This is a genomic window from Flavobacterium sp. B167r (assembly GCF_056824315.1).
Window position 1 is genome coordinate 2,838,535 of the sequence record NZ_CP124859.1, and the last position, 26,005, is coordinate 2,864,539.

Sequence of the window (26,005 nt, forward strand, 5' to 3'; positions counted from 1 at the left end):
GGCTGAAATTATTATCTCTGTACGTTTCTGATAATTACAGTTTGTCCTCCCTCTTTGTTAGTATTGATTCCTGAACCGTCAGCATTTTTAAATGCATCACTTTGCCAAGTATGCGGGTGAATGTTTACTGTAAAAGTATCTGGAACACCAATAATATCTGAGATATCTTCCATTGCACCAAACTCCCAGCTTCCAAATCTCATTTCGCCAGTTTGGTTATATAAAGTATTCCATGCAACATCAGTTCTTTTATGGTTCATGTTTAACCATGCTTTGTTTTGTTTTGAAGCAATGCCGTACTGCCAGATGTAAGAATCGTGCTTAGCATCAGCGTAGTAGCTATCACCATCTTCTTGGATATAAACGTAGTTTTCAGTTACACATAAGTTATCTGGATTAATGATTCCTGTTCCAGGTGTACTGTCACCTTCAACAGCTAATTCAAGAGTTCCTTTTAACGGATTCGTGGCATCAAGTTTCACTTTGTAAACTCTTCCCCACATGGTATAACCCTCAACAGGAGCATTATTAGTCGCCTGACCTGTAGCTGTAAAATAAACTTCTCTATTGTTACTTGCGCTTCCTTTTCTGTAATCTACGTCTTCAACTCTAGAAAAACGAATCGCTTTCAAATCATTAACAGTTGTATTGATAACAGCACCTGTTAAGTTTTTTGCATTCGGAATTTCAACAAATTCAACAGGATAGCTGTTGTTTAATTTGATATCTGTTTCAACCTGATTTCCATCAGTTCTTTTTAAAGCATATAATTTTCCGTTTGACAAATCGCCAACCGTACTCACATACATAATTAATTGTCCAGCACTTACGTGTGATGTAGCGTAAGATTGATCCTCACCGATTAGAATAACAGTTTTCCCTGGATAAGCATCTTTAGGAAGCGGAACAGCATTTTCCATACTTGCTTTTCCTAAAGCTGGTAAAACCCTATCTGTACTTGCTTTATCTGAAGATTGCCCTAACGGATTGATTCCGTGAACCATACTTTCTTGTCCGCTTTCTCCTGCAGTTAAGAAGATTGGTCCAAATCCGTGAATTTCTGGAGTTGCCAAAGTAGCAGAACATAAACGAGTTAAACCTCCAACACCATCAACGATATAATCTCCTTTTACAGGTTTGAAAGTTTTGTCTAAATAAACTCTTGATACAGATTGAAGAATTTCATGGTTGGTAATCATAATGTATCCATCACCAGTTGGATTTTTCATTAATCCGGCTCCGTCAGGCTGTGCGCCATAAACAAAAGAAGGAGATTCTGGAAGAACATCTGTACTAGCAATTAAAGTACTGATTTTTAAGCTTTCAAAACCTGTCATTGGATAAACAAAAGCAGGTACTTTTGAATGTGAAGTAAAATCGATGCTAGCATTTACGCTATTCGAATCTTTGTCGTCATTTTGACAGCTTATTACAGAAAGACCTGCAATTCCAAGCAAGGTAATTGATTTTAAAAAGTTAGCTTTCATAATTGTTTTTGTGTTTTTTTTGATTAGAACAAAGCTATCTTTCAAAAACAAAATACATGTTACGGCTATTTTTCCTTTTTGCTAATTTTTATAAGTCTTGTATTACTAAATAGTAAATTATTGATTCGAAATGTAAATTTAAGATTCATAAAAAAAATCTTAATATTTAAAAAGTTGGTTCAAATTAACTGCTTTTTTCTCTCTTAATTTCTTTACAATTTTTAGAAATGCAATGGCAGTAATGTACGCGTCGCCCAATGCGGTATGACGATCTTTCTTAGAAATATCAAATTTGTCAGCAAGATCATCTAAAGTATAATGATCTTTTCGTTCAAATAAATGAGATTGAATTAAAGTCTTTTTATATAAATAAGCAGTGTCTAAGGTTTTATTCATTAGATGAGGAAGTCCATTTCTTTCTAAAGCTTTATTGATCATCGTAACATCAAAAATAGTATGATGCGCAATGATAATCGAATCTCCCAAAAAATCTAGGAATTGTTGTAAAGCTTCCATTTCTGTCGGACGTTTAATAAGAAGATCTCTTAGAATGCCGTGAATTTGCGCTGTCGATTTATCGTAATGATCTTGTTCCAGATATACTTCAAAACTCTCCTGAACAGAAATAATTCCGTTTTGAAGAACTAATGCGCCAATGCATAAAATACGATCATTTTCGTAATCAAAACCAGTTGTTTCGGTATCTAAAACCACAAAACGAGTTTCTTCAATCGTGATGTTTTCTTCAAACAGATTGTTTTCCTCTTTTTTCCAAAAATTGAATAAACTCATTAGACTAGATTTGAGATATTAAAACGTACTGAAATAAGTTCCTGAAGTTCTTTAATGGTTTTAAAAGTACGTTTCAGTTTAATTTTTTCCATTTTGGTTAAAGATTCCAATTCGATAAACTGACCAGAATCATGATGCAAAAGACCTTGTTTAGTTCTGAATTTCAGTAAAGCTTTAAACGAATATGAACACGATAGATACAATTCGCTATTGTTAGGTTCCAATTCAGCTAATTTTTCAAAACGCTCAGCTGTATTGCTAATCGATTTTACTGAATGTGATAAAATTAAAACGCGTGCAGCATCTGTTAAAGGCATTAGAGCTCTTCTTTTAATGTCAAAATTATCTTTGTTTGCACCATCTTGTTCTACCAAAAACTGTCTAAAGAACCCCGTAGGAGAAGGGCTTTGCAACGCACCACTCACCAAATGCATATAAAAAATCGGATTTGCATTGACATCTTCAAGAATATAATCAGACAACTGATTTACAATTTCAGCATCGCCATAAGTCAAACTGTAATCAAAGAAAATGAACGATAATAAAACCTCATTCTTACCAGGATTTGTTATCCAATGATGTACCTGATTTTTCCATTCGTCCAAACTCATACACCATTTTGGGTTTGAAGCCATCATTTCCGCAGGGCAATAATCGTAGCCAATTTCAAAAAGACCTTTATTTACAAGACCGGCAAATTTTTGAAAATATACTTTGGTTTCATCTCTAAAAACTTCATTCACATTTTCGTATACAATTGCATTATCCTGATCGGTGTGTAGCATTTGCTCACCACGACCTTGGCTTCCAAGTGCAAGCCAAGCAAATTTCGCAGGCGGCGGACTGCTCATTTTTTCTAAACAAATTTCAATCACACGATTGGTGCAGGCTTCATTAAGCTCGGTGATGATTTTCGTAATCAAAGTCATCGGAATATTTTGGTCCAGATAACCTTGCAACAATTGCATAATTCGATTGCGAATTGGTTTTATTTCCTTAATTTTTTTAGTTCTTTTTAAAGCCTTTATTAAAACCGCAGGATTATTTCCAAGCGCCACCATTACATCGTGTTTGGACAAAATTCCGACTGCTTTGGTGTTTACTGTTCCATCTTTTGTTAGGCATAAATGACTGATATTACTTTTCATCATTGCCATTTGCGCCTCTGTAACCGTCATTTTTTTAGAATACGTAATAACAGGTTTCGTCATTATCGTTTCGGCAGTTGTTTCGATAGGAAAATCTCCCGTTACGATTTTGTTTCGAAGATCTTTATCGGTCAAAATACCAATCGGAAGCATTTCATCAACGATTAAAATCGCGCCGACTTTCTTCTTACTCATGATTTTTGCAATATCTTTTACCGTAGTTGACGGACTGCAGGTAACAATTTTCTTCGAATATTTTATAGGAGCCAAATCAAAAGAATGATGGCTGGAATGCAGATTTTCATTCAGTTGATCATCATCTCCATACAATTTATCTTTGTGAATATCCGAATACGGATTTCGAGTATTAGAAGCATAACTTTCAATTAAAAAAGTGCCAACATTTCTATTTTCAAGCGCATAAGGTTTAAAAACCGCAATTGGAATAGCGTATAAAATACTTTCTTCATGAGCCACTGCTTCCATGATATAATTCTCCTGCGCCAATAACGGACGCAATCCAAAAATATCGCCTTCATCGCACATGTCTAAAACCGTATTTTTAGTGCTTTTTTTCAAGGCAATAGCGCCTTTATGAACCACATAGAAAGAATCGTGCGTTTTATCGTTTTCAGCAAAAATTACAGCATCTTTTTCTTTATAAATAATAGAAATCTGCTCAGACAGTTTTTCCAAGTCTCTCTGATGAAGAAAATTAAACGGCGGATAATTCTTTAAAAAATCAGCAACTCTCTGCGAAATGGTATTTTTCATTTGGTTAGATTAGATTCTAAAAATACTATTTAAAATAGAAATGTAAAAGAAACACCTTTAAGTTTTTTTGTGTTGATATTCAAAGTGGCAAAGAAACAAAGGGACAAAGGTTTTTCTAAAAAATAAGTATAATAAAAAAAGCCCCTAAAAGGAGCTTTATATTTTTTCGAATAGCTTTTTAATCAACTTTATAAACCGTTCCGCGTTGTTTTTCTTCAGAACCAACCAAGCCAAATTCAAAAGTATAAGAATCTTTAGAAGTCGTTAAAATCTTCATGCTGATCGCTTTTTCTTCAGCCATATTTTTTGGATGTTTCTTTTGCAGCACATATTCGCAGTCGCTTACCCAGCGAATTGTTGCAGTATCGGTTTTTCCTTCATAAGTTTCAATTTCGATATCATCTTTGCGTTCAAAGTACGTTGTTTTTTTTACTCCGTTTACTTCCGTTTCAAATTTGAATTTCCCAGTTTTAAAGTCCTTGCAATTGTGTTCTGCATTATAGCAAGACGCTAAAACCAAAATAGGAAATAAGAATAGTATTTTTTTCATTTTAAATAAGTTGTTTTTTAAGAAGCTAATCCTGCTGTCCGCTGTATCTTTTGTGGTGAACCCCACCACAAAAGGATGCCGCTTCCATCAGGGCTAGGACTTTGGTTTTCAGAAGGACTTTTTTTAATTAAAGAATAAAAAGAAAATTACAAGAGTTATAAAAGCTACAAAAAGTAAATTCCGTTTTTTGTTTTTAGAACTCTGTTCTTCAGTTAAATTTGTTCTGCAGGATTTGATTAAGATCCACCAACATGTCCCGCCAAAATTTGCATAATATTCTATCATTTCAATCTCTTTAATTCATCATCGGTAAAGTTCTTGATTTCTTTTTCTTTGGCAAACTTTTCGGCATTATAATTTCCCGATTTATTCTTCGGAATTGACAAGCTATTCCATTCACTGTTTTTGAGCTGTTTGGCATAAAAAACAATCTGTCCGATATGATAAGGATAATGTGCCAATTGACGATTTATGGCTTCAATAACCGTATGCCCTTCATTTCTGATGTAAATAATATCAGAAAGCTGATCTGGTTTTAAGCTTTCAAGAGCATTTTGTAAACAATTCCATCCTTTATTCCAAAGTTTCAGGACTTCCTCTTTAGATTGCAAATCATTTTCAAATTCAGCATCTCGATTTCGCCATTCTTTTTCACCATCAGTTGTGAGAAAATCGGTCCATCGCGAAAGCATATTACCAGAAATGTGCTTTACAATTGTAGCAATACTATTGGTGTCTTCGTTAACAGAAATAAAAAGCTGATCTGGTTCAAGCTGATCCATTGCTTTTTCGCCAAGCATTTTATAATATAAAAACTGCTTTTTTACGCTTTCAAGATAAGATTGATTAGTACTCATAATCAAACGATTTTAATATCATATTTGTCTAATAATCCGACAATTCCGTCAGTAGAAAATTGCGCTTTTTTCATCGGATTAAATTCTGGGTCTATTTTATAGTTGTAAGCCGTTCTAAAATTAACCGAAGCCAATTGAGTTTCATTAAAAATAGCTCCGTCAAGATTGCAATTGTCAAAAACAGAACTCGTTAAATTGGTTCCGATAAAAGTTACTTCGCGAACAGAAGAATTAATGAACTTCGTTTTTGGCATTTTTTTATTCGAAAACAAAGCGTAATCCAAAACACATTCATCAAAATAAACTTGAAATAAAAAGTCATCACATTCGTTAAAAGCAATTCCTAAAAGTTTACAGTTTTTAAAAGTGACGTTTTTTAAACTTGTTCCTGCCAAACTTGTCATAGAAAGGTTGCAATCAATAAATTCGCAGTCAAGAAAAGTATTAGAATTGAAATTGCTATTAGAAAAATCACAGTTTTTAAAAACACAATCTTCAAACTCTCGATTGTTTATTTTTTTGTCGATATAAACAACTTTCTCAAATGTTTTCTGAATGTGAATTAAAGCTTCCATGAATGTTTTTTAGTTTTTTGAGCATTGTGGCGTACTCGGAGAATATAGATAACTTCTTCTGTTACTTGGTAAGAGATTCCATAATCATAAACAGAATAAACTCTAAACATGCCATCATTGTTGGCTTTTTGTTTATCGAGTTTATAAATTTCAGGTTTTGTTTTTAAAATCTCGGTGCTATCAAAAATTGTATTAACGACTTTGTCAGCGATTTTAAGTGATTTGCTTTCAAAGAAAATGTAAAAATGAATGTCTTCTAATTGGTCTAAAGCATTTTTTGACCAGATTATTTTCTTCCCCATTTTTTTGCTATTTCTTTCGCTTCATCTTCAGTATAGAAATTGCCTTTTTTAATATTTTCTAAAGCATTTTCGATATCTAAATTATAAGTTGCATCCGAGTCAATAGCGGTATTATTGATAGATTGTAAAAGATGTTTTAACTTTTCTACAAAAGAAGGATCTTTTACTTTATCAATTTCTTGATGAATCCAATTTATTTCTGCTTGTAAATCCATGACAAAGAGTTTTAGTAAAGATACGAATTAGTCGTTAAATATACCTTTCATAATAAATCTCAGTCCTAAAAAACTCAAAAGCATAGAGCTTAAGCAAGCTGTAATTCCAATTCCTAAAACCAGATAATGCCAATTGGTGTGCTGGTTCATAAATGCATTATATATTAAAGTCGGCCCAATAAACATTAAAGGGAGAGCACCAGTTAGATATTTAATTCCTTTTCCTAATAATTGTTTGTTTGTTGCCATGGTTTATTATTTCAGGTTTTCTTTTGTTTCAAGTTTCACGTTTGAAATCTGTGTCACATCTCACATTTCACAGAAAACCTTTTACTTATTATAATTGTCGACAGCATTTCTTACGCTGCCATATTTTTTTAATAATTCAGAAGCTTCGTCGTACGAAACTGGAATTTCCTCCATAATCATTTTTACACCACGATCAACCAATTTTACATTGCTTAACTGCATATCGACCATTTTGTTTCCTCTTACTTTTCCTAACTGAATCATTGCTGCAGTCGAAATCATGTTTAAAACCAATTTCTGTGCAGTTCCAGCTTTCATTCTCGAACTTCCAGTTACAAACTCAGGTCCCACAACAACTTCAATAGGAAATTGTGCTGTCAACGCCAACGGACTTCCTGCATTACAAGTAATACATCCGGTAACAATATTGTTTTGGTTACAAGTTTCTAATCCGCCAATAACATACGGAGTTGTTCCTGAAGCGGCAATTCCGATTACAACATCATTAGAATCGATTTTATGGTTTTGAAGATCAACCCAAGCTTGTGTCGGATTATCTTCAGCGTTTTCTACTGCACGTCTGATTGCTGTGTCGCCACCAGCAATAATGCCATTTACTAAATCAAACGGAACCCCGAAAGTTGGCGGACATTCAGAAGCATCAACAACACCAAGTCGGCCAGAAGTTCCTGCTCCAATATAAAACAATCTGCCGCCTAGCTTTAATTTTGCAACTATTTGCGGAATCAAAGCTTCTATTTGTGGCAAAGCTTTCTCCACTGCATAAGGCACAGTTTTATCTTCTTGGTTTATATTGGATAACAATTCATGAACAGACATCTTCTCTAAATGTTCATATTTGGAGGCTTGTTCAGTGGTTTTTGTAAATGTCATTTTATCGTTATTTAGACTCGTCAAAATTAATATATTTTATTTCAATCTTGCAAAGTCTCAGAGATTTAAAATTATTTTTTTTCTTCTATTTTTTCTCTTTAAAGGTGGTTTTAATCAGGCTTTGTTACAAAAACGAAAATATTATATTTGTTACATATAAAAAGATAGATGGATCAATTAGTTTTATTAGAAGGAATCGCCCGAATTTCTGTTTTCGTTTCTTTGCTAATGGCATTTTTTCTGCTTACCGTTAAAACAGAAAATAAACTGGCAAATCGCTTATTTGCTTTCTTTTTTATCTTTTCCGCGATCGATCTCAGCGGATTTTTTATGTATATGTATACTGAAAATCATCAAAATTTAGAGATTTTTAGATCGACATTTTGTTTGTTAGGAATGCCTTCGTTCTATCTTTATGTATTGGCAGTCTGCTATTCTGATTTTAGATTAAAGTGGAAACATACGGTTCATCTTCTTCCTTTCATAGTTGTAAACCTGCTTTTTATTCCAAGAATTTATAAAAGTATTGACGAAGGAAATTTTATAGGGTCACTCAATCAAATGTCTGAGATTTATTTTATTCAGATTTTAATTGAATTTCAATATATTTTCTATATCGTAAGTGTATTTTTAATTTTGAAAAAATACAAGGAAATTTATCTAGAAAATTACGCCAATCCAAGCGTTTCGACGTATAAATGGCTTTTTCAAATGACATGTGTATTTCTAATTGCACATTCTATTGTGGCTTTAAAAAATATATTGAGATACAGCGGTTTTAAAGAAGTTTTTCTTTGGGCAAATGTATTGGTAGGAACCATAGCTTTATTTATAACATGCTGGTTTATAATGAAAGCTTTAAAATATCCAGAACTTTTTAGAGGCGTAAATTCTAAATTAGTATTAACGAAAGATATTCTGCCTGAAGTTAATCAAAAAGAAGAAGAAGCTAGGGAAGAAAATAATCATATAAACTCTCAAATAACTGATTTAAAGGAATATATGGTTGAAAAAGAACCATTTCTTGATCCGTCGCTTACCATTCAAGAATTGGCGAATCAAATTAATACTCCGGTTCGCGATTTATCTATTTTAATTAATCATCATATCGATCAGCATTTTTTTGATTTTGTTAATGAATATCGCATCCAAAAAGCCATGCATATTTTAAAAGACCCATCGAAAAGTCAGCTTACGGTTTTAGAAATATTGTACGAAGTTGGTTTTAATTCGAAATCTTCTTTTAATACTTCATTTAAAAAACACACCAATTTAACGCCAACAGCTTACAGAAATAGTTGAAAATAAAGGTTTTGTAAAAAGTCGAACGCCTGTCGTGATAAAGTCGAACCAATTTCTATTTGAGAAAATGGTTCGACTTTTTTTTGTCGGTCGCATACGGAGATTTTCTAAGGCAACTTTGCTTCAAATTAATCGAACAAGTTAAAATTAGAAATCATGAAAAAATTAAATCTCCTAATCTTTTTACTATTGCCTTTATTTTGTTTAGCACAATTAACATTCAAAGGAAAAGTAGCTAGCGAAACTAAATCTTTAGAATGGGCAGAAATTTCAATATTAAATGAAGAAGGAAAAATTGTTGACGGAACTACAACTAAAGAAGACGGTTCTTTTGAAATAAATCTTAAAAATGGGTTTTATAAAATTGAAATCAGTTTTTTGGGTTTTGCCAATTATGAAAAGGAAATTTCGATAGAAAAAAATACTGATTTAGGAATTATTATTCTCAAAGAAAATGAAACCAAATTAGTTGAAGTTGTCGTTCAGTCTAAAAAGAAAACTATCGAACAGAAAATAGATCGTTTGGTTTATAATCTAGAAAATAATGTTACAACAACTGGAGGTGATGCTCTGAGCGCCATTAACACGGCGCCTGGTGTTGTAGTGAAGAATGACGTAATTACGATTTTAGGAAAAGGAACTTCGCGTGTCATGATCGACGGACGTTTGATTGAATTGACTGGCGAAGAATTGAACAATTTCTTGAAATCAATTTCGGCTGCAGATATTAAAAATATTGAAGTGATCAGCAATCCGCCTGCAAAATACGAAGCTGATGGAACTGGAGGACTTATTAATATTATTATGAAAAAAGGTGTTCGCGATTCTTGGAAAAATTCGACTACAGTTTCTTACGATCAGAATAAATACGGAATTTATACTTTGAGAGATAATTTCTTCTACAGTAAAAATAAATTCAGATTTTCGGCAAGTGTGAATGGTAAAACCGGTTATAAAAATGCTACTGAGAATTTAGATATGTATTTTCCTGACGGACTTTCTATAATGAACGCCGAGACAAAAGTTAAAAATGAGAATTTTTCAGGTAAATTGGCTTTAGATTATGATTTGTCAGACCGTACAACAATTGGTTTTCAGTTTATGAACGACAAAAATAATCCTGATTTTGGATCGGATATAAAAATCGAAAAGTATAATATACAAAATGAATTGCAGAATGTAACTCTAAATAAAAGTTTTACAGATAAAGGTTCTAAAAATCAGACTTATAATGTGCATTTGATTACCAAAATAGATTCTTTAAATCGAAAATTGTCTTTTGATGCAGATTATTTCAATTATAATTCAAAATTCAATAGAAACTTCATTGCGAACAATTATAATCCGGATATGGAATTTGTCGATGTCAATCAGGCAGGAAGAAATATCTCTAACCAAGATATTGATAACTGGAGTTTTAAGGCAGATATGGAACATCCGTTTCAGACTTTTAATTTGTCTTATGGAGCGAAAATAAGTTTTACAAACAGCTTAAGCGATGTCGTTTTTTACAACACAATTACAGGAACTCCAGAATTAGATCCGAATCAGTCAAATCTATTTAAATACACTGAAAATAACCAGGCGATTTACATTAACGGAGACAAGAAAATAAATGAAAAGTGGAATCTGCAAGCGGGTTTACGACTTGAAAACACACAGACAAACGGATTTTCTGAAACTATCAACCAAGAGAATGTGAATGATTATCTGAAGTTGTTTCCAACATTTTATGCTTCATACAAGAAAAACGATAATAATACTTTTAGTTTGAATTATGGAAAGAGAATCAACAGACCGCGTTTTGACTTACTAAATCCGTTTCGTATTTATATTAACAGTAACAGTTATTCGGAAGGAAATCCGTTTTTAAAACCTTCATTTAGTGATAATTTTGAATTGGCACATTCTTATAAAGAAGTTTTGAGAACAAGCGTTTTTGTCAATGCGATTACAAACGGATATGGAGTTGTTTTTACTTCAAACCCTGAAACGAATACACAGATTGTAACGCGTGAGAATTATTATAAAGGTTTGAATTATGGTTTAGGCGAAACTTATTCTGCGAGTTTTGCAGATTGGTGGCAAAGTGAAAATACGTTGTATTTTTTAGGTTCGGAAACGAAGTTTATAAAAGACATAAATGCAACGCCATCAAACAGTTTACAGATTGATTTTACGACAAATAATACTTTTGTTTTAGGGAAAAATACGAAACTACAAATTGATTTTAATTACAGTTCGCCTTTTAAAAGCGGTTTGTATGAAATAGGATATACTTCAAGTTTTGATATCGGTTTCAAACAGGATTTGTTGAATAAAACGCTTCAGATTGCATTTTTAGCGAATGATGTTTTTAATACTTCTTATTTAAAAGATTTCACTTCGGTTGTAAATGGCGTGAAACAGGTTTATAATCAAAATGAAAGTAATCGTTTTGTGCGTTTGTCTGTAATTTACAATTTTGGAAATAAAAAGATTAATGTGAAAGAACGTAATTTTGGAAATCAAGAGGAGAGAAAGCGTGTTAATTAGATAATTAGAAAATGTGCCAATTAGAAAATTATCTCATTGTCTAATTGGCACATTGTTTCATTATAAAAAGAATGCTAATAGTATTCCTAGAACAATCATAGATACTTTGGCAACATTGAATTTATGTCCTTCGCTGCTTTCAAAAATGATTGTTGAGGAGATGTGGAATAAAATTCCGATTACGATTGCTGTTATTTCGGTGTAATATTTACTTAAAAAGGGTAAATATTCAGAAGCTACAGTTCCAAGCGGCGTCATGATGGCAAAAGTCAGCATGAAGGCGAAAATGGCTTTTTTGTTTAAATCGGCATTAATGAAAAATGTCGTTAAAATAACCGCAATAGGCAAGTGGTGAATGGCAATTCCGACTGCTAAACCGTGATGATGACTTACTGGAAAACCTTCTAAAAATGCATGAATGCAAAGGCTGATAAACAAAAGCCAAGGAATCTGAGACATTTTTGCATGTCCGTGAACGTGTCCGTGTTCTGCACCTTTTGAGAAAAATTCAAGTACGATCTGGAATAAAATCCCGACCATTATAAAGATTCCGATACTGTGATTATGCGATTCGTAAACTTCAGGAAGAAGGTGCATTACGGTTAACGACAATAAAAAAGAACCGCTAAATGCGAGTAGTAATTTTAAATTATTTTTGTTTTCTGGTTTTATAAATAAAGCCGCGCCATATCCTAAAAGTACAGAAAATAAGGGTAGTAAATAGTTCATCTTTTTGTTTAATCGTTTTTTGTTTAATCGTTTAATCGAATTTCTGTTAGTTTGTTTAGCGATTAAACAAATTAACGGTTTAACGATAAACCTATTTAAAAATCATGATTAATCTTTCGCTTTCGGTTTTATGGAATTTTTTGAGTTTGTAGTCTCCAAAAATGTCTAGAAGGAAAATTCCAGCTTCGTCCATTAAATCCTGAAAGTCTTTCAAAGTTAGTGCTTTTACTTTTTCTGTAAAATGATATTTTCTGCCTTGGTCTTCAAAATCAATTTCTTTAAAAATATGTCCGTCTTCAAGATATCTTTTGATGTGAAAATCAATTTCTTCAACCGTTTTTACTTCTTCAGGAACAAGATTTTCTATAACATTTGGCACGTTCATGAAATCGATAACGGCAAAACCATATTCAGATAAACTTTCTTTAATTGCTTTTAAAGTTGTCAGGTTGTCTTCGTCGCTTTCGAAGTAGCCAAAACTGGTAAAAAGATTGAAGATAGCATCAAACTTTTCTTCAAAAGGTTCGCGCATGTCGTGCACTTTAAAATGAAGTGTTTCGTTGCTGTTTTTGCTGGCCTCGGCAATGCTATTTTCGGACAAATCTGCACCTAAAACATCATAGCCCAATTGATTTAAATAAATAGAATGGCGTCCTTTTCCGCACGCTAAATCCAATACTTTAGCTTTCTCAGGCAAGTTCAGATAATGCGTTAAATTGTCCATGAAAACCTGAGCTTCACGATAATTACGATCCTTATAAAGAATGTGATAATATGGCGTGTCGAACCATGAAGAATACCAGTTTTGATTGTCATCTTCTTGATTCTGGATTGGTGCGTTATGTTTTTCAGACATTTATTCTATTTCAATTAATTCAAAAGTCCGGCAAATTTAGTGTATTTTTGCCGAAAAATAACTATATCGCTCCGATACGTATTTATATCAGTATAATAAAACCTTATAGCGATTGGCTTTTTTTAATTGAAAAAGAAATGGAAGAAAATTTTAAAATGATTGCCAAATGTTTTTTTGGCTTTGAAGAGATATTAGAAAATGAATTACGCACGCTTGGCGCTCAGGATGTTGAAAAAGGCGTGAGAATGGTGAGCTTTAAAGGAGACAAAGGTTTTATGTATAAAGCCAATTTGTCTTTGCGTACGGCGCTAAAAGTCTTAAAACCAATTTATTTTTTTAGAGCCAATAATGAGCAGGCTTTATACAAAGGTATTTCAGGCTTAAATTGGTCTAAATATTTAAATGCGAATCAGACATTTGTGATCGATGCGACGGTGCATTCTACTTATTTCAATCATTCTGAATTTGTTTCTCAGAAATGTAAAGATGCAATTGTAGATCAGTTTAGAGAAAGAACGGGACAACGTCCAAGTATTGATAAGCAGTATCCCGATTTGCGTATCAATATTCATATTGATAGAGATCAAGTTTCTGTAGCTTTAGATACTTCTGGCGCTTCGCTTCATCAGCGTGGTTATAGAACGGCTACAAATATTGCTCCGATTAATGAGGTTTTGGCAGCTGGAATTCTATTATTATCAGGTTGGGACGGGCAAACTCATTTCTTAGATCCGATGTGTGGTTCTGGAACTTTCTTGGCAGAAGCGGCTATGATTGCCTGCAATATTCCTGCAAATATCAACAGAAAAGAGTTCGCTTTTGAAAAATGGAAAGATTGGGATAACGATCTTTTTGATAGGATTGTGGATAGTTTAATGAAAAAGACAAGAGAATTTCATTACACTATAAAAGGTTTTGATAAAGCGCCAAGTGCGGTTAGCAAAGCAAAAGATAATATTAGAAATGCGAATCTTGATGATTATATAACGATCAGTGAAGATAACTTTTTTGATACTGAAAAAGAAGTGGAAGGAAAGCTTCACATGGTTTTCAATCCGCCTTATGATGAGCGTTTAGACATTCACATGGAAAAATTCTATGCTAGTATTGGTGATACTTTAAAGAAAAATTATCCAGGAACAAATGCTTGGTTTATTACTGCCAATCTAGAAGCCTTGAAATTCGTAGGATTAAAACCTTCAAGAAAAATCAAACTTTTCAACGGAAGCCTTGAAGCGCGTTTGGTAAAATATGAAATGTACGAAGGAAGTAAGAGAACGAAATTTCAGGTATAAGATACTAAGTTGCTAAGATTCTAAGGTTCTAAGTTTTTAATTTTAGGACGAAAAAAGCTCTTAGCAATTGAAAAAAATAATTTAAGATTTAAGAATTTTAAGCAGTTAAGAAAAACTTAGCATCTGAGAACCTTAGAATCTTAGCAACTCAAAAAAAACATGTCAAAACTACAATTACGAGGTTTTTTATATCAATTAGCTGCTTTTGCAATCCTTTTTCTTTTATTTAGATATTTGATTGCTGCTTACACCGGATTAACAGGAATCTGGATTCCGATGACGGCGTTTGTAATTGGAACTATTGTTGGGCCTAAATTTCAAGCTGTAAGAACCAAAGACGGTGAAAAGCTTTTTATGAAATGGCTTTTTATAAAAGGAATCAAAGAAATTCAATAATGTAAAAATTATATATGAGGAAAATTGGACTTATTGGAGGAATCAGCTGGGTTTCTACTTCGGATTATTATACTTTAATTAATAAAGGAATTAATGAAAAACTCGGCGGACTAAATTTCTCTGAGTGTTTGATTTACTCATTTAACTATGCCGATATTAAAAAGAATAACGATGCCAACGATTGGGATTCTACGTTTAATATGCTTTTAAAAGCCGCAGAAGTTTTACAATCGGGCGGGGCAGAAGCGATTCTTTTATGCGCTAATACCATGCATTTAATTGCTGATAGATTGCAACAAGCTATTGGTATTCCTATTATTCATATTGCAGAAGAAACAGCAATTGAAATTCAAAAAAAGGAAATTAGAAAAGTAGGTTTGCTAGGAACAAAATTCACAATGGAATTAGATTTCTTCAAAGACAAACTTGCAGAAAAAGGAATTGAAGCCATAATTCCTGCGAGTGAAGAAGTTAAAGATTTTATTCATTATACTATTTTCGAAGAATTAGGAAGAGGAATTGCAACGGAAGAAACAAAAAAGCGCTATCTGGAAATTGCAAATGAATTAATTAAAAACGGAGCAGAAGGGATTATTTTAGGATGTACTGAAATTCCGATGGTAATAAAAGAGGGCGATTTAAGTGTTCCTATTTTTGATACCGCTTTAATACATACACAAGCAGCAATTAATTTTCAATTGTTATAAAAAAGATGCTAAGATACTGAGATGCTAAGGTTCTAAGTTTTTCTCAGTGTCATAAAAATAAAAAAGCCTAAAATTCATTCTTGAATTTTAGGCTTTTTTTAAACTTAGTATCTTAGAGTCTTAGCATCTTAGCAACTTTAAGAAAAATCTATTTTTTCTTCTTAGGTTCTTCTTGTTTTACCATTTCAGAGGCCATTGTTTTTTTCTTGTAAATCGGAATAAAGTAAGAAACCGTGTAGTTAAAACCGATTCCAAAATTTCCATCATAAGTTCTGTTAAAGCCTGGAATATAAAGGTTTTCGAAATTAGTTGGCTCTTTATTAGTCGTCAAAAGTTTGAGCTGAACACCAAATCCAACAAATACGTTTTTAACCACTTGGGCTTTTAATCCTAATGCAACTTCAATCCAAGTTGCTGTAAGACCGCTGTATTTTTCGTTTGCAGTTATTGGAGGTAATTCTCCCCAATACGGGTTCGGATTGTAGATTTTATAATTATGCAATTCTTGAGCAAAATTACTAAATCCGCCACGCATTCCTATTGTGATAAGATTTTCCATATCAAGCCAGTTTTGATAAAAGTTATAATCAAAACCTGCTTTTATGTACGTTCCATTAGCAGTAGAGGTTAAACGGTCGTCCTCTGTAGTTTTATCTTCGTAGCCTAATTCTGCTGCTATATAATATTTTTTTGTTAGTCGCCAGTCTCCAACAATTTCGATTCCTTTATAATCTTTATCATAAAGTCCGCGAGTAAGTTTGTACAAATCAACACCGACACGAAGTCCGTAGCGATCTGTTTTTACAACGCTGTCTTTTAGAGTTTCTTGAATTTCTGGTTTTGCAGCTACAGGTTTAACTTTTTCTGTTTTTGGCTTTTTAGGCACTATTGTATCCTTATTTTTAGAAATCTCCGGCACATCCTGAGCATAACCTAAAAACATTGAAAACAATAATGAAAGACTAGAAATAAACTTTAATGTGTGTTTCATCTTCAGATTCAATGTTAGGGTTTTCTAAATCAACTTCGGTCATCCAGAAAGTATCTCCATCTGGATCAGTATGTACAAAAGGGAGAACGTTTCTTAGCTGAAAAATGGTTTTAAAGCCGCAAGCTCTCGAAACATATACATTTTGTGTGGTATAGTTAAATTTAATAACATCGGTATTGATTGATGTAGGATTTAACGAATTATTGATAAACTTGAAAGTAGATGTACTGTCAGTTATCTTTAATGGAATTGATATCTTACTACCACTAGTTACATACCTTAATGAATCGTCTTCTGCAAGGCTCTCGTTAAAAACAATTCCCTCTTCCATATCGTCACCAATAACTTTTAGATTGGTGACATTTTTTGTTTTCGTCGGATTAGAAATATCATAAAATGTCATAACCAATCTTGGTGTAGTTGGAGTATTGGCATCGCAAATATCATCTTTCTCGCAGCTAGACAAGCCGAAAGTAAAGAGTAGTAAAAGAGAGATTATTTTTTTCATTTATTTTTTATCGAAGTTCTAAAAGTACAACATTTTCAACATGATGAGTCTGCGGGAACATATCTACAGGTCTCACTCGTGTAACTTTATATTTTTCATCCATTAAAGCCAAATCACGCGCCTGAGTTGCAGAATTACAGCTTACATAAACGACTCTCTTTGGTGCAATTTTTAAGATTTGTTCTACCACATCTTTGTGCATTCCGTCACGAGGCGGATCTGTAATAATAACGTCTGGTTTTCCGTGCTGTGCAATAAAAGCTTCATTGAAAACTACTTTCATATCACCAACAAAAAACTCACAATTTGTAATATTATTGCGTTCTGCATTGGCTTTAGCATCAATAATGGCTTCTGGAACACTTTCTACTCCAATTACTTTTTTTGCTTTTTTAGAAACGAACTGAGCAATTGTTCCAGTTCCTGTGTACAAGTCATAAACTACTTCATTTCCTGTAAGATCAGCAAAATCGCGTGTTATTTTATACAATTCGTAAGCTTGGTCAGAGTTGGTTTGGTAAAAAGATTTAGCGTTAATGCTAAATTTCAAACCTTCCATTTCTTCAAGAATATAATTTCTTCCTTTATAAAGAACAACGTCCTGATCGTAAATAGTATCATTAGCTTTTCCGTTTACTACATATTGAAGAGAGGTAATTTCTGGAAATTTCTCGTATAAATGATCTAGAATTAACTCTCTGTTTTCTTTATCTTCTTCGAAAAACTGAATTAAAACCATGATTTCTCCAGTAGAAACGGTACGAACCATTACCGTTCTTAATAACCCAGAGTGTTCTCTAGGATTGAAAAAAGCTAAATTATGCTCGTTTGCAAAAGCTCTGATTTCGTTACGAATGGCATTTGAAGGATCTTCTTGTAAATGACATTTATTGATGTCAAGAATTTTATCCCACATTTTAGGAATATGAAATCCTAAGGCATTTCTGTTTCCTAAATCTTCAGTACTTCCAATTTCTTTTTCTGTAAGCCATCTGCTGTTAGAAAATGAAAATTCCATTTTATTTCTATAGAAAAACTGTTTCTCAGAACCTAAAATGTCTTCAAATTCTGGAAGTTCAATTTTTCCTATTCTTTGCAAGTGATTTTTAACTTCATTTTGTTTAAATGCAAGCTGCTGGCTGTATTTCATATTCTGCCATTTGCAACCTCCGCATATTCCAAAATGCTCGCAGATTGGCTCTACTCTATATTCAGATAATTCGTGAAATTTTACTGCTTTACCTTCGTAATAAGCTTTTCTTTTCTTTAATGTCTGTACGTCTACAACATCTCCAGGTACCACATTCGGAATAAAGATAACTTTTCCGTCAGGTGCTTTTGCTACCGAAACTCCTTTTGCACCAGCATCAAGAACTTGAATTTGATGAAAGACAATTTTGTCTGTATTTTTTCTTCCCATAGCGCAAAAATAAGCCTTTGAAAACTTTTACAAATTTAATTTTAGAAAAAATTTAGAAATTCTTCAAAATATTAGTTTAATAAAGGATAAAAGCTAATTTTGTTTGCGTAATAAACCCAGTAAAATTACACATTAACCTACTCTTATTAGATCTTTTTATGAAGTTGTATCATAAGCTCTCAAAAATCAGCTTTCTTAAAAAAAGTTATGCATTTAAATTTTTATTTGTTGCTTTTATCGGTATTCATATTCCCTTAATTGGAATCTTGTTTTTCGTTTTATTTTTCGAACATAAAGTATCATCTGCCTCAATTCTTATTTTTTCTTTAATTATGACATTGCTGGCAACAGCAATAACGCTTTTGGTTTTGAACAAGCTGATAAAGCCAATTGCAACGGCTTCTAAAGCTTTAGATGACTACAGAGCTTCAAGAAAATTGTCTGATTTGCCAACAGAATATACAGATGAAGCAGGATTGCTTTTGTGCAACATTCAGGAATCTATTAATGAAGCCGAGAATTTTATTAATGAAAAACAGGATCTTATCTACATGCTTTCGCACGATTTGAAGAATTTTGCAGGAAATCCGCAAGGTTTGGCGAAACTGATTATAAGTGAAAATCCATCAGAATCTGTTACAAGTTTGGCCGAATTGATTTGCGAATCGACTGATCTTCAATTTAGATATATCGAAAATTTCATCAAACTGCTAAAAGAACAAGATGAAGTCGCAAAAGTAAACCAAGAGATTAAAACGGTTTCATTTTCGAATATTCTTCCTTTTATCAATGAGCAAGTAGAACAGCGATTGTTAGATAAAAATATAAGAATGAATTTGGTTATGGAATGTGCCGAAGCTAATTTGAGAATTGACGAAGGGCTTTTGGTTCAGGTTTTGGTAAATCTAATCAGTAATGCAGTTAAGTTTTCTTATTTTGACAGCGAAATTAAAGTCAGAATTTTTTCTGAAAAATCAAAATTGATTTTGACTGTGAAAGATAGTGGGATGGGATTTGATAAAAACCAGATTGAAGAACTATTTAAAAAATTCACTAAAATGAGCCGATTAGGAACTGCAAGTGAAGGTTCTACCGGAATCGGATTGTATTTGTGCAAGAAAATCATTGAAAGAAATAAAGGTCAATTGACTGCATCGAGTGATGGAAAAAATAAAGGTGCTGAATTTAGAATTGAATTTGATGTCTAAATTCTGAACAAAAAAAAACAAGGCTGTAAAGATTTTATTCTTGACAGCCTTTTGTGTTTTCAAAGATTTACCAAACCTGATGAACAGAAGGTTTGATAAGATCGCTGTATATTTTGTTTATTCCACTAATCTGCTCTGCAGTTAATTTTGGAGTGTCATAAACCGATAAATTCGATAAAACATGCTCTGTTTTTGATGCGCCTGGAATAATGCAACTTATTTCATTAAAACTCAAAATCCATTGAAGCGCAATTGATGCTAAATTTTTTGATTCTGGAAATAGAGCTTTTAATTCTTCAACAGCTTTTAATCCCAATTCATAATCTATTCCAGAAAAAGTTTCTCCTTTATCGAAAGCTTCTCCGTTACGATTAAAATTTCGGTGATCCTGAGGTTCAAAAGTTGTTTTTGAATCAAATTTGCCTGTTAAAAGTCCGCTTGCTAATGGAACTCGCGCGATGATTCCGATATCTTTCTTTTTTGCTTCTGAGAAAAACAATTCTGACGGACGCTGACGAAACAAATTGAAGATAATCTGAACCGTAGTTACATTAGAATATTCAATAGCTTTTAAAGCTTCTTCAACTTTTTCAACGCTTACGCCAAGATTAAGAATTTTCCCTTGTTCTTTTAATCGATCAAAAAGTTCAAATATTTCCGGACGATAATACACCTCAGTCGGCGGACAATGCAGCTGGATCAAATCAAGTGTTTCTAATCCAGTTCTTTTTAAACTGTCTTCAACAAATTTCTGAAGCACTTTAGGCGTATATCCATCATTAACATGCGGATTAATCTGGCGTCCGCATTTTGTAGCAACAAAAATGCGTTCAGAACGAGAACGAACTACTCTTCCGACAGCAGTTTCGCTTAATCCGTTTTCATAAACATCGGCAGTATCGATAAAGTTTACACCATTATCAATAGCAGTATTCAAAAGTTCATCAGCTGTTTTATCATCAAAACCCGATCCCCATTTTCCTCCAACCTGCCAAGTCCCAAGTGAAATTTCAGATATATTAAAGTTTGTTTTTCCTAGTTTTCTGTAGTTCATTTTTTTAAGTTGCTAAGGTTCTGAGTTTCTAAGATGCTAAGTCTCTAGGTTTTTAAGGCTTTTCAAAACTTAGAATCTTAGAACCTTAGCCTCTTAGTATCTTTTTTTTAATCAAACAAATCCGAAGACAAATAGCGATCGCCTCTATCGCAGATAACGGCAACGACAACTCCAGATTCTAATTGTTCTGCAATTTTTAGGGCAACAGCAACAGAACCTCCGCTGCTCATACCTGCAAAAACGCCTTCTTCAAGAGCCAATCTTTTTGTCATGGCACGCGCTTCTTCTTCGCTCACATCAACAACCGTATCAACTTTAGAAGCATCGAAAATTTTAGGAAGATATTCTTGTGGCCATTTGCGGATTCCTGGAATCTGAGATCCGTCGCTTGGCTGTGCGCCAACAATCTGAACGTTTGGATTTTTTTCTTTTAAATAAGTGGAAGTCCCGATAATGGTTCCCGTTGTTCCCATTGCCGAAACGAAATGCGTTACAGTTCCGTCAGTATCATTCCATATTTCTGGGCCAGTTGTTTTATAGTGCGCTTTCCAGTTATCATCATTCGCAAACTGATTTAGCATTAAATAACCGCCTTGTGCTACTTTTTTATCGGCATAATCTCTAGAACCGATAATTCCTTCGGTTGCAGGCGTAAGAATCACTGTTGCGCCGTAAGCACGCATGGTTTGAGTACGCTCTTTTGTAGAATCTTCTGGTAAAACCAATTCGATTTCGATCCCAAATAATTGAGCAATCATAGCAAGAGCGATACCAGTGTTTCCGCTGGTTGCTTCGATTAATTTATCTCCTTTCTTGATGTCGCCTCTTTCTAATGCTGCAGCAATCATATTGTATGCAGCTCTGTCTTTTACACTTCCTCCAGGATTATTTCCTTCCAGTTTCAGTAAAAGTTTTACATTTTTATTTTTAACTAGATTGACTGTTTCCATTAATGGAGTGTTGCCAATTAGGTTTAATAATTTATGTGAATTCATTATTTTTTTTCTTTTATTTTAACTTCAGTTGTAGTGGTGTTTAAAACGATAGAATCTTCTGGAATAGATTTGGTAATCCAAGCATTTCCTCCAACAATACTGTTTTTTCCAATTACAGTTTCTCCGCCAAGAATTGTTGCGTTGGCATAAATACAGACATTCGCCTCAACAGTTGGGTGTCGTTTTGCGTTTTTCATTTCTTTGCTTACGCTCAAAGCACCAAGCGTAACACCCTGATAAATTTTCACATGTTTTTTGATAACTGTAGTTTCACCAATTACGATACCTGTTGCGTGATCGATAAAAAACGGCGATGCAATATCAGCTCCAGCATGAATATCTGTACCTGTAATTCTATGTGCATATTCGCTCATTAATCGAGAAAATAGCAATAAGTCAAGATGATACAATTCGTGGCTTAGTCTGTAAATTGCGATGGCATAAAACCCAGGATATCCCAGATATACTTCATCAATACTGTTTGAAGCGGGGTCGTTTTCAAGAATATATTCGGCATCTTGATTTAGCTTTTCTAAAACCCCTGGAAGTTTTTCTAAAAAGCGATCCCAAATCGATTCGCATAAATTTTGAGGCTTTTTGCAGGCCAAAACAGCAATTTCTTTAAAACGAAACTCCAATTCATCAATGCTTTCGTGTAGCGCCGCATTCGAGTCAAATAGAGTATAAAAAAGCTTTTCTGTAAAATCTTCTGTTTTGGTTTTAATGCCGTAATTTATGTGTGAGTGGCTTTTTAAAGCTTTTATATTTTGTATGATATTTTCTTTTGTCACAATGGTAAAAATGAATGAATAATTTTGGAACGTTAAAAGTAAGGCGTTTTTTGGAAATAAAATCACGATTTAACTAAAGATATTTTCTTTGCTAAGTGAGATTTGTGATAAAAAGCAAATTGTCAACTGTTGTTTTTTATGTAATTCTTAAGAAGTTAATTGCGTAAATTAGCTTTCAAAATATATTAGAAATGGAAAATAAAAAAACATTCAAAAGCTCTATTTCAGGGCTTTCTTTTGATGAAAAGGAGAAAATTTCCGGTAAGGAAATACACGATCCTATTTTGGGATTAATTAAAAAAGAATACCCAAATTTCAGCATAGAAGATTGCATTGCTGTGAATGAACTCAATGTTTACCGCCAAAAATATATTTCAAATTATCTTTCTACCGAAATTGGAGCAATTTCTGCAATGGAGCAGAATGTTATTTCTTCATTAAAAGAAGATAAATCGATTGTAAGCATTGTTGAAGATGAAGAAGAAGTTAGAAATTTAGGACAAAAAGTAGCCGATAAAGTGGCAGATTTTGGAGGAAGTTGGACTTTTATTATTTCTTTTGTCGTTTTTATTACGATTTGGATTGCTTCGAATGTTTATATTTTTCTAAATAAAGGTTTTGATCCGTATCCGTTTATTCTCCTAAACTTAATTCTTTCTTGCGTTGCAGCTTTACAAGCACCAGTTATTATGATGAGTCAAAATCGTCAGGAAGAAAAAGACCGTAATCGTGCTAAAAAAGATTATATGATTAACCTGAAATCGGAATTGGAAATCAGATTAATTCATGACAAAATAGATCATTTAATTATGCACCAACAGCAAGAATTAATCGAAATACAGAAAGTGCAAATCGAAATGATGAATGATATTTTGAATCAGATTAAAAAATAAATGTTGTTTGAAATTACAAATTCTAAAAAAGAGCGAAGCGATTTTTAAAATCTAAAATCTAAAATCTAAAATCTAAAATCTAAAATCTAAAATCTAAAATCTAAAATCTAAAATCTAAAATCTAAAATCTAAAATCTAAAATCTAAAATCTAAAATCTAAAATCTAAAATCTAAAATCTAAAAGTGTTTGAAATAATAGCCGACAAGCATAAAAACGAAATTCACGACGGCAATGTTCCAAATGATTTTTTTGTAATTTCTAGATTTATCCAAGAAATGAAATGCTATAAAAACGAAGAGTATAAGGCAAGTATAAATAGCTGGATACATTTTAAAAGCGGCTGAAAAATCACCCTGAAAAAGTAAGAATAAAGACCGCTGAAATCCGCACCCCAAACAGTCGTAACCAAAGAAGGTTTTGAACAGGCAAGGAATCATATATTTCTCTAAACTCATGGCAGATGTTTTTTGCAATTTTACTAAAAAAATATGACAAACCTTTGGTGTAGTATAGAAGTAGTACTTGAAAGTTTTATACTTTTGAAATCTTAAAGTAGAGAATAGATGAAAACTTTTAAAATTATAATAATGATTCTTGCGATTTCGGTTGCGTTTTACGAGCAGGTTTCAGAGGAAAAAAACATCTATATCATGATTGCTGCAATTGTAGTTTTCATGTTCGGAATGATGCAGCTTAGTGCTAAAACACCAAGTAAAAATAACGATAAAGAAGAGTAGGATGCTTGCAAAAGGAGATAAGGTTTCTGTATTGGATGAAGCCATTAACGGAACTGTGGTTTCGGTTAAAAACAATGAAGTTTTGATTGAAAGTGAAGATGGATTTATGATGACATTTTTAGTCAATGAATTAATTAAGATTCAAGAAACCAATGATTTAATGAATTCTATTAAAAGAATTAATTTAGATGAAGTTGTAAAAGAGAAAACGGAGCCAAAACCAAGAAGTTTTGTTAAAGAAAAGAAAGACAAACGTGAGGTTGGTGTTCCGGAATTTGATTTGCACATCGAAAAATTGGTTCCAAATAAACGCGGAATGTCAAATTATGATATTTTGACTTTGCAGACCGAAACGGCAAAAAGACACATCGAATTTGCAATACGAAATCGCATTCCGAAAATTGTTTTTATTCATGGTGTTGGTGAAGGGATTTTAAAAGCCGAACTTGATTTTTTATTGGGACGTTATGACGGAATTGATTTTCAAGATGCCAATTATCAAAAATATGGTCTAGGAGCGACCGAAGTTTATATAAAACAAAACAATAAATAATAAGGCTTATTTCAAGTAATAAAACTTCATTAGAAAGCATAAAAAAACGTCCGTTTTTTGTTCTGATTTATTCTTAAAATCATTTCAAAAAAGGACGTTTTTTTTTGTAAGAATTATTTCTTGTAAAAAGGATACTTTTAGTTGGTTGTTTGTCGGTCAATTTTTCCTAGAACGAAACTGCTTCCAAGTTTAAAACTACTATTTCCTTTTGCTAAAATTACATTTTTAAGTACAATTGTGTGCGTGTAAACTTGTCCTATTGCATTAGTTGATACAGTAGTTGTTACTTCTATAATTCCACTTGTATTGGCTACACCCAGTTGCCCTGTCCATGTTTCATCAATTGCAGGAGAACTTGGTTGTACTTTAGCACAAATAAAAGCAGGTGTAATAGATCCAGTTTCTGCTAATGCAGTTCTGTAAAATACTTTGTTTTGTGTTGCTGTTATTAAACTTGTACGAGGCTGGTTACTAGCCGTTACTTCATTGACAAGTAATGCAGGGTCGATATCATCAATTGATAAATAGAAGGTGTTATTGTAATTGTATACTCTAGCGACTTCATCACACTCATAAGCCGAGCCGTTTGGATTAGTTTTAAACGTTAAATTGGCAGGTGTTACGGTAGTTTTATAAGTTCCAAATACAAATTCTGTGTCTGTCTGTTTTCCCGCTGGTTTTGCAAATGTTATATTTTTGAAAATAATGCTGTGCTCATAACCAGAGATTCTTGTTCCGTCATCGGTAGTATTGTTTGGCTCTATTTGCTTAGTTGTAATTTCTATGGTTCCATCAATACCAAGCCATTCTTCAGTTACTTTTGGTGTGCTTGGGGGAATAATACCACAGATATTTTCTTTGGCAACAGTTCCATCGTAAGCTCTATAAACAACACGATATAATCCGTTTCCATTTGCGTCTATTGTATAAGTGTAAGTCCCCTCATCATTTATAATTGCTCCTTCAGGCATTTGAAGCAAAAGCGCTTCTTGAGATTTTATTTTATAAATCAAGGCATTTGTTAAAGGATCACAGGCTGTTGATTCCTGTACATCAGCAAAATCTATTTTATCTACAGTTAAATCTCCATCATCACATCCATTCAAAAAAAGAGCAAACAATAGGAGGGCAGCATATTTTTTCATCGTAAAATTTTATTTGGGTCAAAAATAGTGAAAAAATTGCCAGATT

Annotated in this window: 29 protein-coding genes; 9 read left to right on the forward strand and 20 right to left on the reverse strand. The window is 33.0% G+C overall.

Translation table 11 applies throughout. The features are described from left to right. Positions 1-11: 11 nt before the first annotated feature. The 10 genes from QLQ96_RS12610 to murQ all read right to left on the reverse strand — a co-directional run bounded on the left by QLQ96_RS12610 (position 12) and on the right by murQ (position 7,843). On the reverse strand, positions 12-1,487 hold the full coding sequence (locus QLQ96_RS12610; RefSeq protein ID WP_482490962.1) for a PhoX family protein: 1,476 nt from the start codon (positions 1,485-1,487) through the stop codon (positions 12-14). Between the two features lie 159 nt (positions 1,488-1,646). Next, positions 1,647-2,279, reverse strand: coding sequence for a 3'-5' exonuclease (locus QLQ96_RS12615; protein WP_482490964.1), 633 nt, complete (start codon positions 2,277-2,279; stop codon positions 1,647-1,649). Then, a complete protein-coding gene (locus tag QLQ96_RS12620) occupies positions 2,279-4,201 on the reverse strand; it encodes a DUF294 nucleotidyltransferase-like domain-containing protein (protein ID WP_482490966.1) in 1,923 nt (640 codons plus the stop codon). The genes QLQ96_RS12615 and QLQ96_RS12620 overlap by 1 nt, the downstream gene beginning before the upstream one ends. Before the next feature lie 178 nt (positions 4,202-4,379). Beyond that, positions 4,380-4,751 carry a DNA topoisomerase IV gene (locus QLQ96_RS12625; RefSeq protein WP_482490968.1) on the reverse strand — a complete coding sequence of 124 codons (372 nt, stop codon included), beginning with the start codon at positions 4,749-4,751 and terminating at the stop codon, positions 4,380-4,382. 281 nt (positions 4,752-5,032) lie between these two features. Then, positions 5,033-5,608 carry a DUF1572 family protein gene (locus QLQ96_RS12630; RefSeq protein ID WP_482490969.1) on the reverse strand — a complete coding sequence of 192 codons (576 nt, stop codon included), beginning with the start codon at positions 5,606-5,608 and terminating at the stop codon, positions 5,033-5,035. A 2-nt stretch (positions 5,609-5,610) separates the two neighbouring features. Continuing rightward, on the reverse strand, positions 5,611-6,183 hold the full coding sequence (locus tag QLQ96_RS12635) for a pentapeptide repeat-containing protein (protein WP_482490971.1): 573 nt from the start codon (positions 6,181-6,183) through the stop codon (positions 5,611-5,613). Next, positions 6,171-6,485 (reverse strand): type II toxin-antitoxin system RelE/ParE family toxin, encoded by a 315-nt coding sequence (locus QLQ96_RS12640; RefSeq protein ID WP_482490972.1) that lies wholly within the window; start codon positions 6,483-6,485, stop codon positions 6,171-6,173. The genes QLQ96_RS12635 and QLQ96_RS12640 overlap by 13 nt, the downstream gene beginning before the upstream one ends. Continuing rightward, the gene (locus QLQ96_RS12645) at positions 6,470-6,700 is read right to left on the reverse strand and encodes a hypothetical protein (protein ID WP_482490974.1); all 231 of its coding nucleotides are present in this window, start codon (positions 6,698-6,700) and stop codon (positions 6,470-6,472) included. Before QLQ96_RS12645 ends, QLQ96_RS12640 begins: the two co-directional genes overlap by 16 nt. A 27-nt stretch (positions 6,701-6,727) precedes the next feature. Next, positions 6,728-6,949: a DUF6095 family protein gene (locus QLQ96_RS12650; RefSeq protein WP_482490976.1), complete on the reverse strand. Its 222-nt coding sequence runs from the start codon at positions 6,947-6,949 to the stop codon at positions 6,728-6,730. 81 nt (positions 6,950-7,030) lie between these two features. Next, positions 7,031-7,843, reverse strand: coding sequence for an N-acetylmuramic acid 6-phosphate etherase (murQ, locus tag QLQ96_RS12655; RefSeq protein WP_482490978.1), 813 nt, complete (start codon positions 7,841-7,843; stop codon positions 7,031-7,033). A gap of 168 nt (positions 7,844-8,011) precedes the next feature. On the opposite strand from murQ, the gene QLQ96_RS12660 reads away from it, so the two are divergent. Both QLQ96_RS12660 and QLQ96_RS12665 read left to right on the forward strand, forming a co-directional pair. Then, positions 8,012-9,145 carry a helix-turn-helix domain-containing protein gene (locus tag QLQ96_RS12660; RefSeq protein ID WP_482490980.1) on the forward strand — a complete coding sequence of 378 codons (1,134 nt, stop codon included), beginning with the start codon at positions 8,012-8,014 and terminating at the stop codon, positions 9,143-9,145. 156 nt (positions 9,146-9,301) lie between these two features. Beyond that, the gene (locus QLQ96_RS12665) at positions 9,302-11,680 is read left to right on the forward strand and encodes a TonB-dependent receptor domain-containing protein (RefSeq protein ID WP_482490982.1); all 2,379 of its coding nucleotides are present in this window, start codon (positions 9,302-9,304) and stop codon (positions 11,678-11,680) included. A gap of 60 nt (positions 11,681-11,740) precedes the next feature. On the opposite strand, the gene QLQ96_RS12670 is transcribed toward QLQ96_RS12665, so the two are convergent. Then, positions 11,741-12,409, reverse strand: a complete 669-nt coding sequence (locus QLQ96_RS12670; protein ID WP_482490984.1) for a ZIP family metal transporter — start codon at positions 12,407-12,409, stop codon at positions 11,741-11,743. Positions 12,410-12,500: 91 nt separating this feature from the next. Continuing rightward, positions 12,501-13,265, reverse strand: a complete 765-nt coding sequence (locus QLQ96_RS12675; protein WP_482490986.1) for a class I SAM-dependent methyltransferase — start codon at positions 13,263-13,265, stop codon at positions 12,501-12,503. 137 nt (positions 13,266-13,402) lie between these two features. Here QLQ96_RS12675 and QLQ96_RS12680 point away from each other — a divergent pair, with 137 nt between their 5' ends. The 3 genes from QLQ96_RS12680 to QLQ96_RS12690 all read left to right on the forward strand — a co-directional run bounded on the left by QLQ96_RS12680 (position 13,403) and on the right by QLQ96_RS12690 (position 15,663). Further along, positions 13,403-14,560, forward strand: a complete 1,158-nt coding sequence (locus QLQ96_RS12680) for a THUMP domain-containing class I SAM-dependent RNA methyltransferase (RefSeq protein WP_482490988.1) — start codon at positions 13,403-13,405, stop codon at positions 14,558-14,560. Between the two features lie 159 nt (positions 14,561-14,719). Continuing rightward, on the forward strand, positions 14,720-14,956 hold the full coding sequence (locus QLQ96_RS12685) for a hypothetical protein (protein WP_482490990.1): 237 nt from the start codon (positions 14,720-14,722) through the stop codon (positions 14,954-14,956). Positions 14,957-14,970: 14 nt separating this feature from the next. After that, positions 14,971-15,663, forward strand: coding sequence for an aspartate/glutamate racemase family protein (locus QLQ96_RS12690; RefSeq protein WP_482490992.1), 693 nt, complete (start codon positions 14,971-14,973; stop codon positions 15,661-15,663). A gap of 148 nt (positions 15,664-15,811) precedes the next feature. Here QLQ96_RS12690 and QLQ96_RS12695 read toward each other — a convergent pair whose 3' ends face one another. Genes QLQ96_RS12695 through rlmD form a run of 3 tightly spaced genes read right to left on the reverse strand, consistent with a single transcriptional unit; the run spans position 15,812 to position 18,582 of the window. Continuing rightward, positions 15,812-16,654 (reverse strand): DUF6048 family protein, encoded by an 843-nt coding sequence (locus QLQ96_RS12695; RefSeq protein ID WP_482490994.1) that lies wholly within the window; start codon positions 16,652-16,654, stop codon positions 15,812-15,814. After that, the gene (locus QLQ96_RS12700; RefSeq protein ID WP_482490996.1) at positions 16,626-17,120 is read right to left on the reverse strand and encodes a DUF6452 family protein; all 495 of its coding nucleotides are present in this window, start codon (positions 17,118-17,120) and stop codon (positions 16,626-16,628) included. Before QLQ96_RS12700 ends, QLQ96_RS12695 begins: the two co-directional genes overlap by 29 nt. Before the next feature lie 49 nt (positions 17,121-17,169). After that, a complete protein-coding gene (gene rlmD / locus QLQ96_RS12705) occupies positions 17,170-18,582 on the reverse strand; it encodes a 23S rRNA (uracil(1939)-C(5))-methyltransferase RlmD (protein WP_482490998.1) in 1,413 nt (470 codons plus the stop codon). A 332-nt stretch (positions 18,583-18,914) separates the two neighbouring features. Between rlmD and QLQ96_RS12710 the strand changes: the two genes are divergently transcribed. Beyond that, positions 18,915-19,790 carry a sensor histidine kinase gene (locus tag QLQ96_RS12710; RefSeq protein ID WP_482491000.1) on the forward strand — a complete coding sequence of 292 codons (876 nt, stop codon included), beginning with the start codon at positions 18,915-18,917 and terminating at the stop codon, positions 19,788-19,790. A 67-nt stretch (positions 19,791-19,857) separates the two neighbouring features. Here the strand turns inward: QLQ96_RS12710 and QLQ96_RS12715 are convergent, their stop codons facing one another. The 3 genes from QLQ96_RS12715 to QLQ96_RS12725 all read right to left on the reverse strand — a co-directional run bounded on the left by QLQ96_RS12715 (position 19,858) and on the right by QLQ96_RS12725 (position 22,630). Beyond that, positions 19,858-20,844: an aldo/keto reductase gene (locus QLQ96_RS12715; protein ID WP_482491002.1), complete on the reverse strand. Its 987-nt coding sequence runs from the start codon at positions 20,842-20,844 to the stop codon at positions 19,858-19,860. A gap of 107 nt (positions 20,845-20,951) precedes the next feature. Next, a complete protein-coding gene (gene cysM, locus QLQ96_RS12720) occupies positions 20,952-21,839 on the reverse strand; it encodes a cysteine synthase CysM (RefSeq protein WP_482491004.1) in 888 nt (295 codons plus the stop codon). Continuing rightward, positions 21,839-22,630 (reverse strand): serine O-acetyltransferase, encoded by a 792-nt coding sequence (locus QLQ96_RS12725; protein WP_482496961.1) that lies wholly within the window; start codon positions 22,628-22,630, stop codon positions 21,839-21,841. The genes cysM and QLQ96_RS12725 overlap by 1 nt, the downstream gene beginning before the upstream one ends. A gap of 191 nt (positions 22,631-22,821) precedes the next feature. Between QLQ96_RS12725 and QLQ96_RS12730 the strand changes: the two genes are divergently transcribed. Then, on the forward strand, positions 22,822-23,523 hold the full coding sequence (locus QLQ96_RS12730; protein ID WP_482491006.1) for a DUF1003 domain-containing protein: 702 nt from the start codon (positions 22,822-22,824) through the stop codon (positions 23,521-23,523). A gap of 177 nt (positions 23,524-23,700) precedes the next feature. Here QLQ96_RS12730 and QLQ96_RS12735 read toward each other — a convergent pair whose 3' ends face one another. Continuing rightward, the gene (locus tag QLQ96_RS12735) at positions 23,701-23,979 is read right to left on the reverse strand and encodes a DUF2752 domain-containing protein (RefSeq protein ID WP_482491008.1); all 279 of its coding nucleotides are present in this window, start codon (positions 23,977-23,979) and stop codon (positions 23,701-23,703) included. A gap of 108 nt (positions 23,980-24,087) precedes the next feature. On the opposite strand from QLQ96_RS12735, the gene QLQ96_RS12740 reads away from it, so the two are divergent. Both QLQ96_RS12740 and QLQ96_RS12745 read left to right on the forward strand, forming a co-directional pair. After that, positions 24,088-24,261: a hypothetical protein gene (locus QLQ96_RS12740; RefSeq protein WP_198857127.1), complete on the forward strand. Its 174-nt coding sequence runs from the start codon at positions 24,088-24,090 to the stop codon at positions 24,259-24,261. Between the two features lies 1 nt (position 24,262). After that, positions 24,263-24,814, forward strand: a complete 552-nt coding sequence (locus tag QLQ96_RS12745) for a Smr/MutS family protein (RefSeq protein ID WP_482491009.1) — start codon at positions 24,263-24,265, stop codon at positions 24,812-24,814. Positions 24,815-24,951: 137 nt separating this feature from the next. On the opposite strand, the gene QLQ96_RS12750 is transcribed toward QLQ96_RS12745, so the two are convergent. Further along, positions 24,952-25,959 (reverse strand): hypothetical protein, encoded by a 1,008-nt coding sequence (locus QLQ96_RS12750; RefSeq protein ID WP_482491010.1) that lies wholly within the window; start codon positions 25,957-25,959, stop codon positions 24,952-24,954. Between the last annotated feature and the right edge of the window lie 46 nt (positions 25,960-26,005).

Bases quoted from the DNA above. Each gene is read 5' to 3' on its own strand.
- QLQ96_RS12610 (WP_482490962.1), bottom strand. From the start codon at position 1,487: ATGAAAGCTAACTTTTTAAAATCAATTACCTTGCTTGGAATTGCAGGT.
- QLQ96_RS12615 (WP_482490964.1), bottom strand. From the start codon at position 2,279: ATGAGTTTATTCAATTTTTGGAAAAAAGAGGAAAACAATCTGTTTGAA.
- QLQ96_RS12620 (WP_482490966.1), bottom strand. From the start codon at position 4,201: ATGAAAAATACCATTTCGCAGAGAGTTGCTGATTTTTTAAAGAATTAT.
- QLQ96_RS12625 (WP_482490968.1), bottom strand. From the start codon at position 4,751: ATGAAAAAAATACTATTCTTATTTCCTATTTTGGTTTTAGCGTCTTGC.
- QLQ96_RS12630 (WP_482490969.1), bottom strand. From the start codon at position 5,608: ATGAGTACTAATCAATCTTATCTTGAAAGCGTAAAAAAGCAGTTTTTA.
- QLQ96_RS12635 (WP_482490971.1), bottom strand. From the start codon at position 6,183: ATGGAAGCTTTAATTCACATTCAGAAAACATTTGAGAAAGTTGTTTAT.
- QLQ96_RS12640 (WP_482490972.1), bottom strand. From the start codon at position 6,485: ATGGGGAAGAAAATAATCTGGTCAAAAAATGCTTTAGACCAATTAGAA.
- QLQ96_RS12645 (WP_482490974.1), bottom strand. From the start codon at position 6,700: ATGGATTTACAAGCAGAAATAAATTGGATTCATCAAGAAATTGATAAA.
- QLQ96_RS12650 (WP_482490976.1), bottom strand. From the start codon at position 6,949: ATGGCAACAAACAAACAATTATTAGGAAAAGGAATTAAATATCTAACT.
- murQ (WP_482490978.1), bottom strand. From the start codon at position 7,843: ATGACATTTACAAAAACCACTGAACAAGCCTCCAAATATGAACATTTA.
- QLQ96_RS12660 (WP_482490980.1), top strand. From the start codon at position 8,012: ATGGATCAATTAGTTTTATTAGAAGGAATCGCCCGAATTTCTGTTTTC.
- QLQ96_RS12665 (WP_482490982.1), top strand. From the start codon at position 9,302: ATGAAAAAATTAAATCTCCTAATCTTTTTACTATTGCCTTTATTTTGT.
- QLQ96_RS12670 (WP_482490984.1), bottom strand. From the start codon at position 12,409: ATGAACTATTTACTACCCTTATTTTCTGTACTTTTAGGATATGGCGCG.
- QLQ96_RS12675 (WP_482490986.1), bottom strand. From the start codon at position 13,265: ATGTCTGAAAAACATAACGCACCAATCCAGAATCAAGAAGATGACAAT.
- QLQ96_RS12680 (WP_482490988.1), top strand. From the start codon at position 13,403: ATGGAAGAAAATTTTAAAATGATTGCCAAATGTTTTTTTGGCTTTGAA.
- QLQ96_RS12685 (WP_482490990.1), top strand. From the start codon at position 14,720: ATGTCAAAACTACAATTACGAGGTTTTTTATATCAATTAGCTGCTTTT.
- QLQ96_RS12690 (WP_482490992.1), top strand. From the start codon at position 14,971: ATGAGGAAAATTGGACTTATTGGAGGAATCAGCTGGGTTTCTACTTCG.
- QLQ96_RS12695 (WP_482490994.1), bottom strand. From the start codon at position 16,654: ATGAAACACACATTAAAGTTTATTTCTAGTCTTTCATTATTGTTTTCA.
- rlmD (WP_482490998.1), bottom strand. From the start codon at position 18,582: ATGGGAAGAAAAAATACAGACAAAATTGTCTTTCATCAAATTCAAGTT.
- QLQ96_RS12710 (WP_482491000.1), top strand. From the start codon at position 18,915: ATGACATTGCTGGCAACAGCAATAACGCTTTTGGTTTTGAACAAGCTG.
- QLQ96_RS12715 (WP_482491002.1), bottom strand. From the start codon at position 20,844: ATGAACTACAGAAAACTAGGAAAAACAAACTTTAATATATCTGAAATT.
- cysM (WP_482491004.1), bottom strand. From the start codon at position 21,839: ATGAATTCACATAAATTATTAAACCTAATTGGCAACACTCCATTAATG.
- QLQ96_RS12730 (WP_482491006.1), top strand. From the start codon at position 22,822: ATGGAAAATAAAAAAACATTCAAAAGCTCTATTTCAGGGCTTTCTTTT.
- QLQ96_RS12735 (WP_482491008.1), bottom strand. From the start codon at position 23,979: ATGAGTTTAGAGAAATATATGATTCCTTGCCTGTTCAAAACCTTCTTT.
- QLQ96_RS12740 (WP_198857127.1), top strand. From the start codon at position 24,088: ATGAAAACTTTTAAAATTATAATAATGATTCTTGCGATTTCGGTTGCG.
- QLQ96_RS12745 (WP_482491009.1), top strand. From the start codon at position 24,263: ATGCTTGCAAAAGGAGATAAGGTTTCTGTATTGGATGAAGCCATTAAC.
- QLQ96_RS12750 (WP_482491010.1), bottom strand. From the start codon at position 25,959: ATGAAAAAATATGCTGCCCTCCTATTGTTTGCTCTTTTTTTGAATGGA.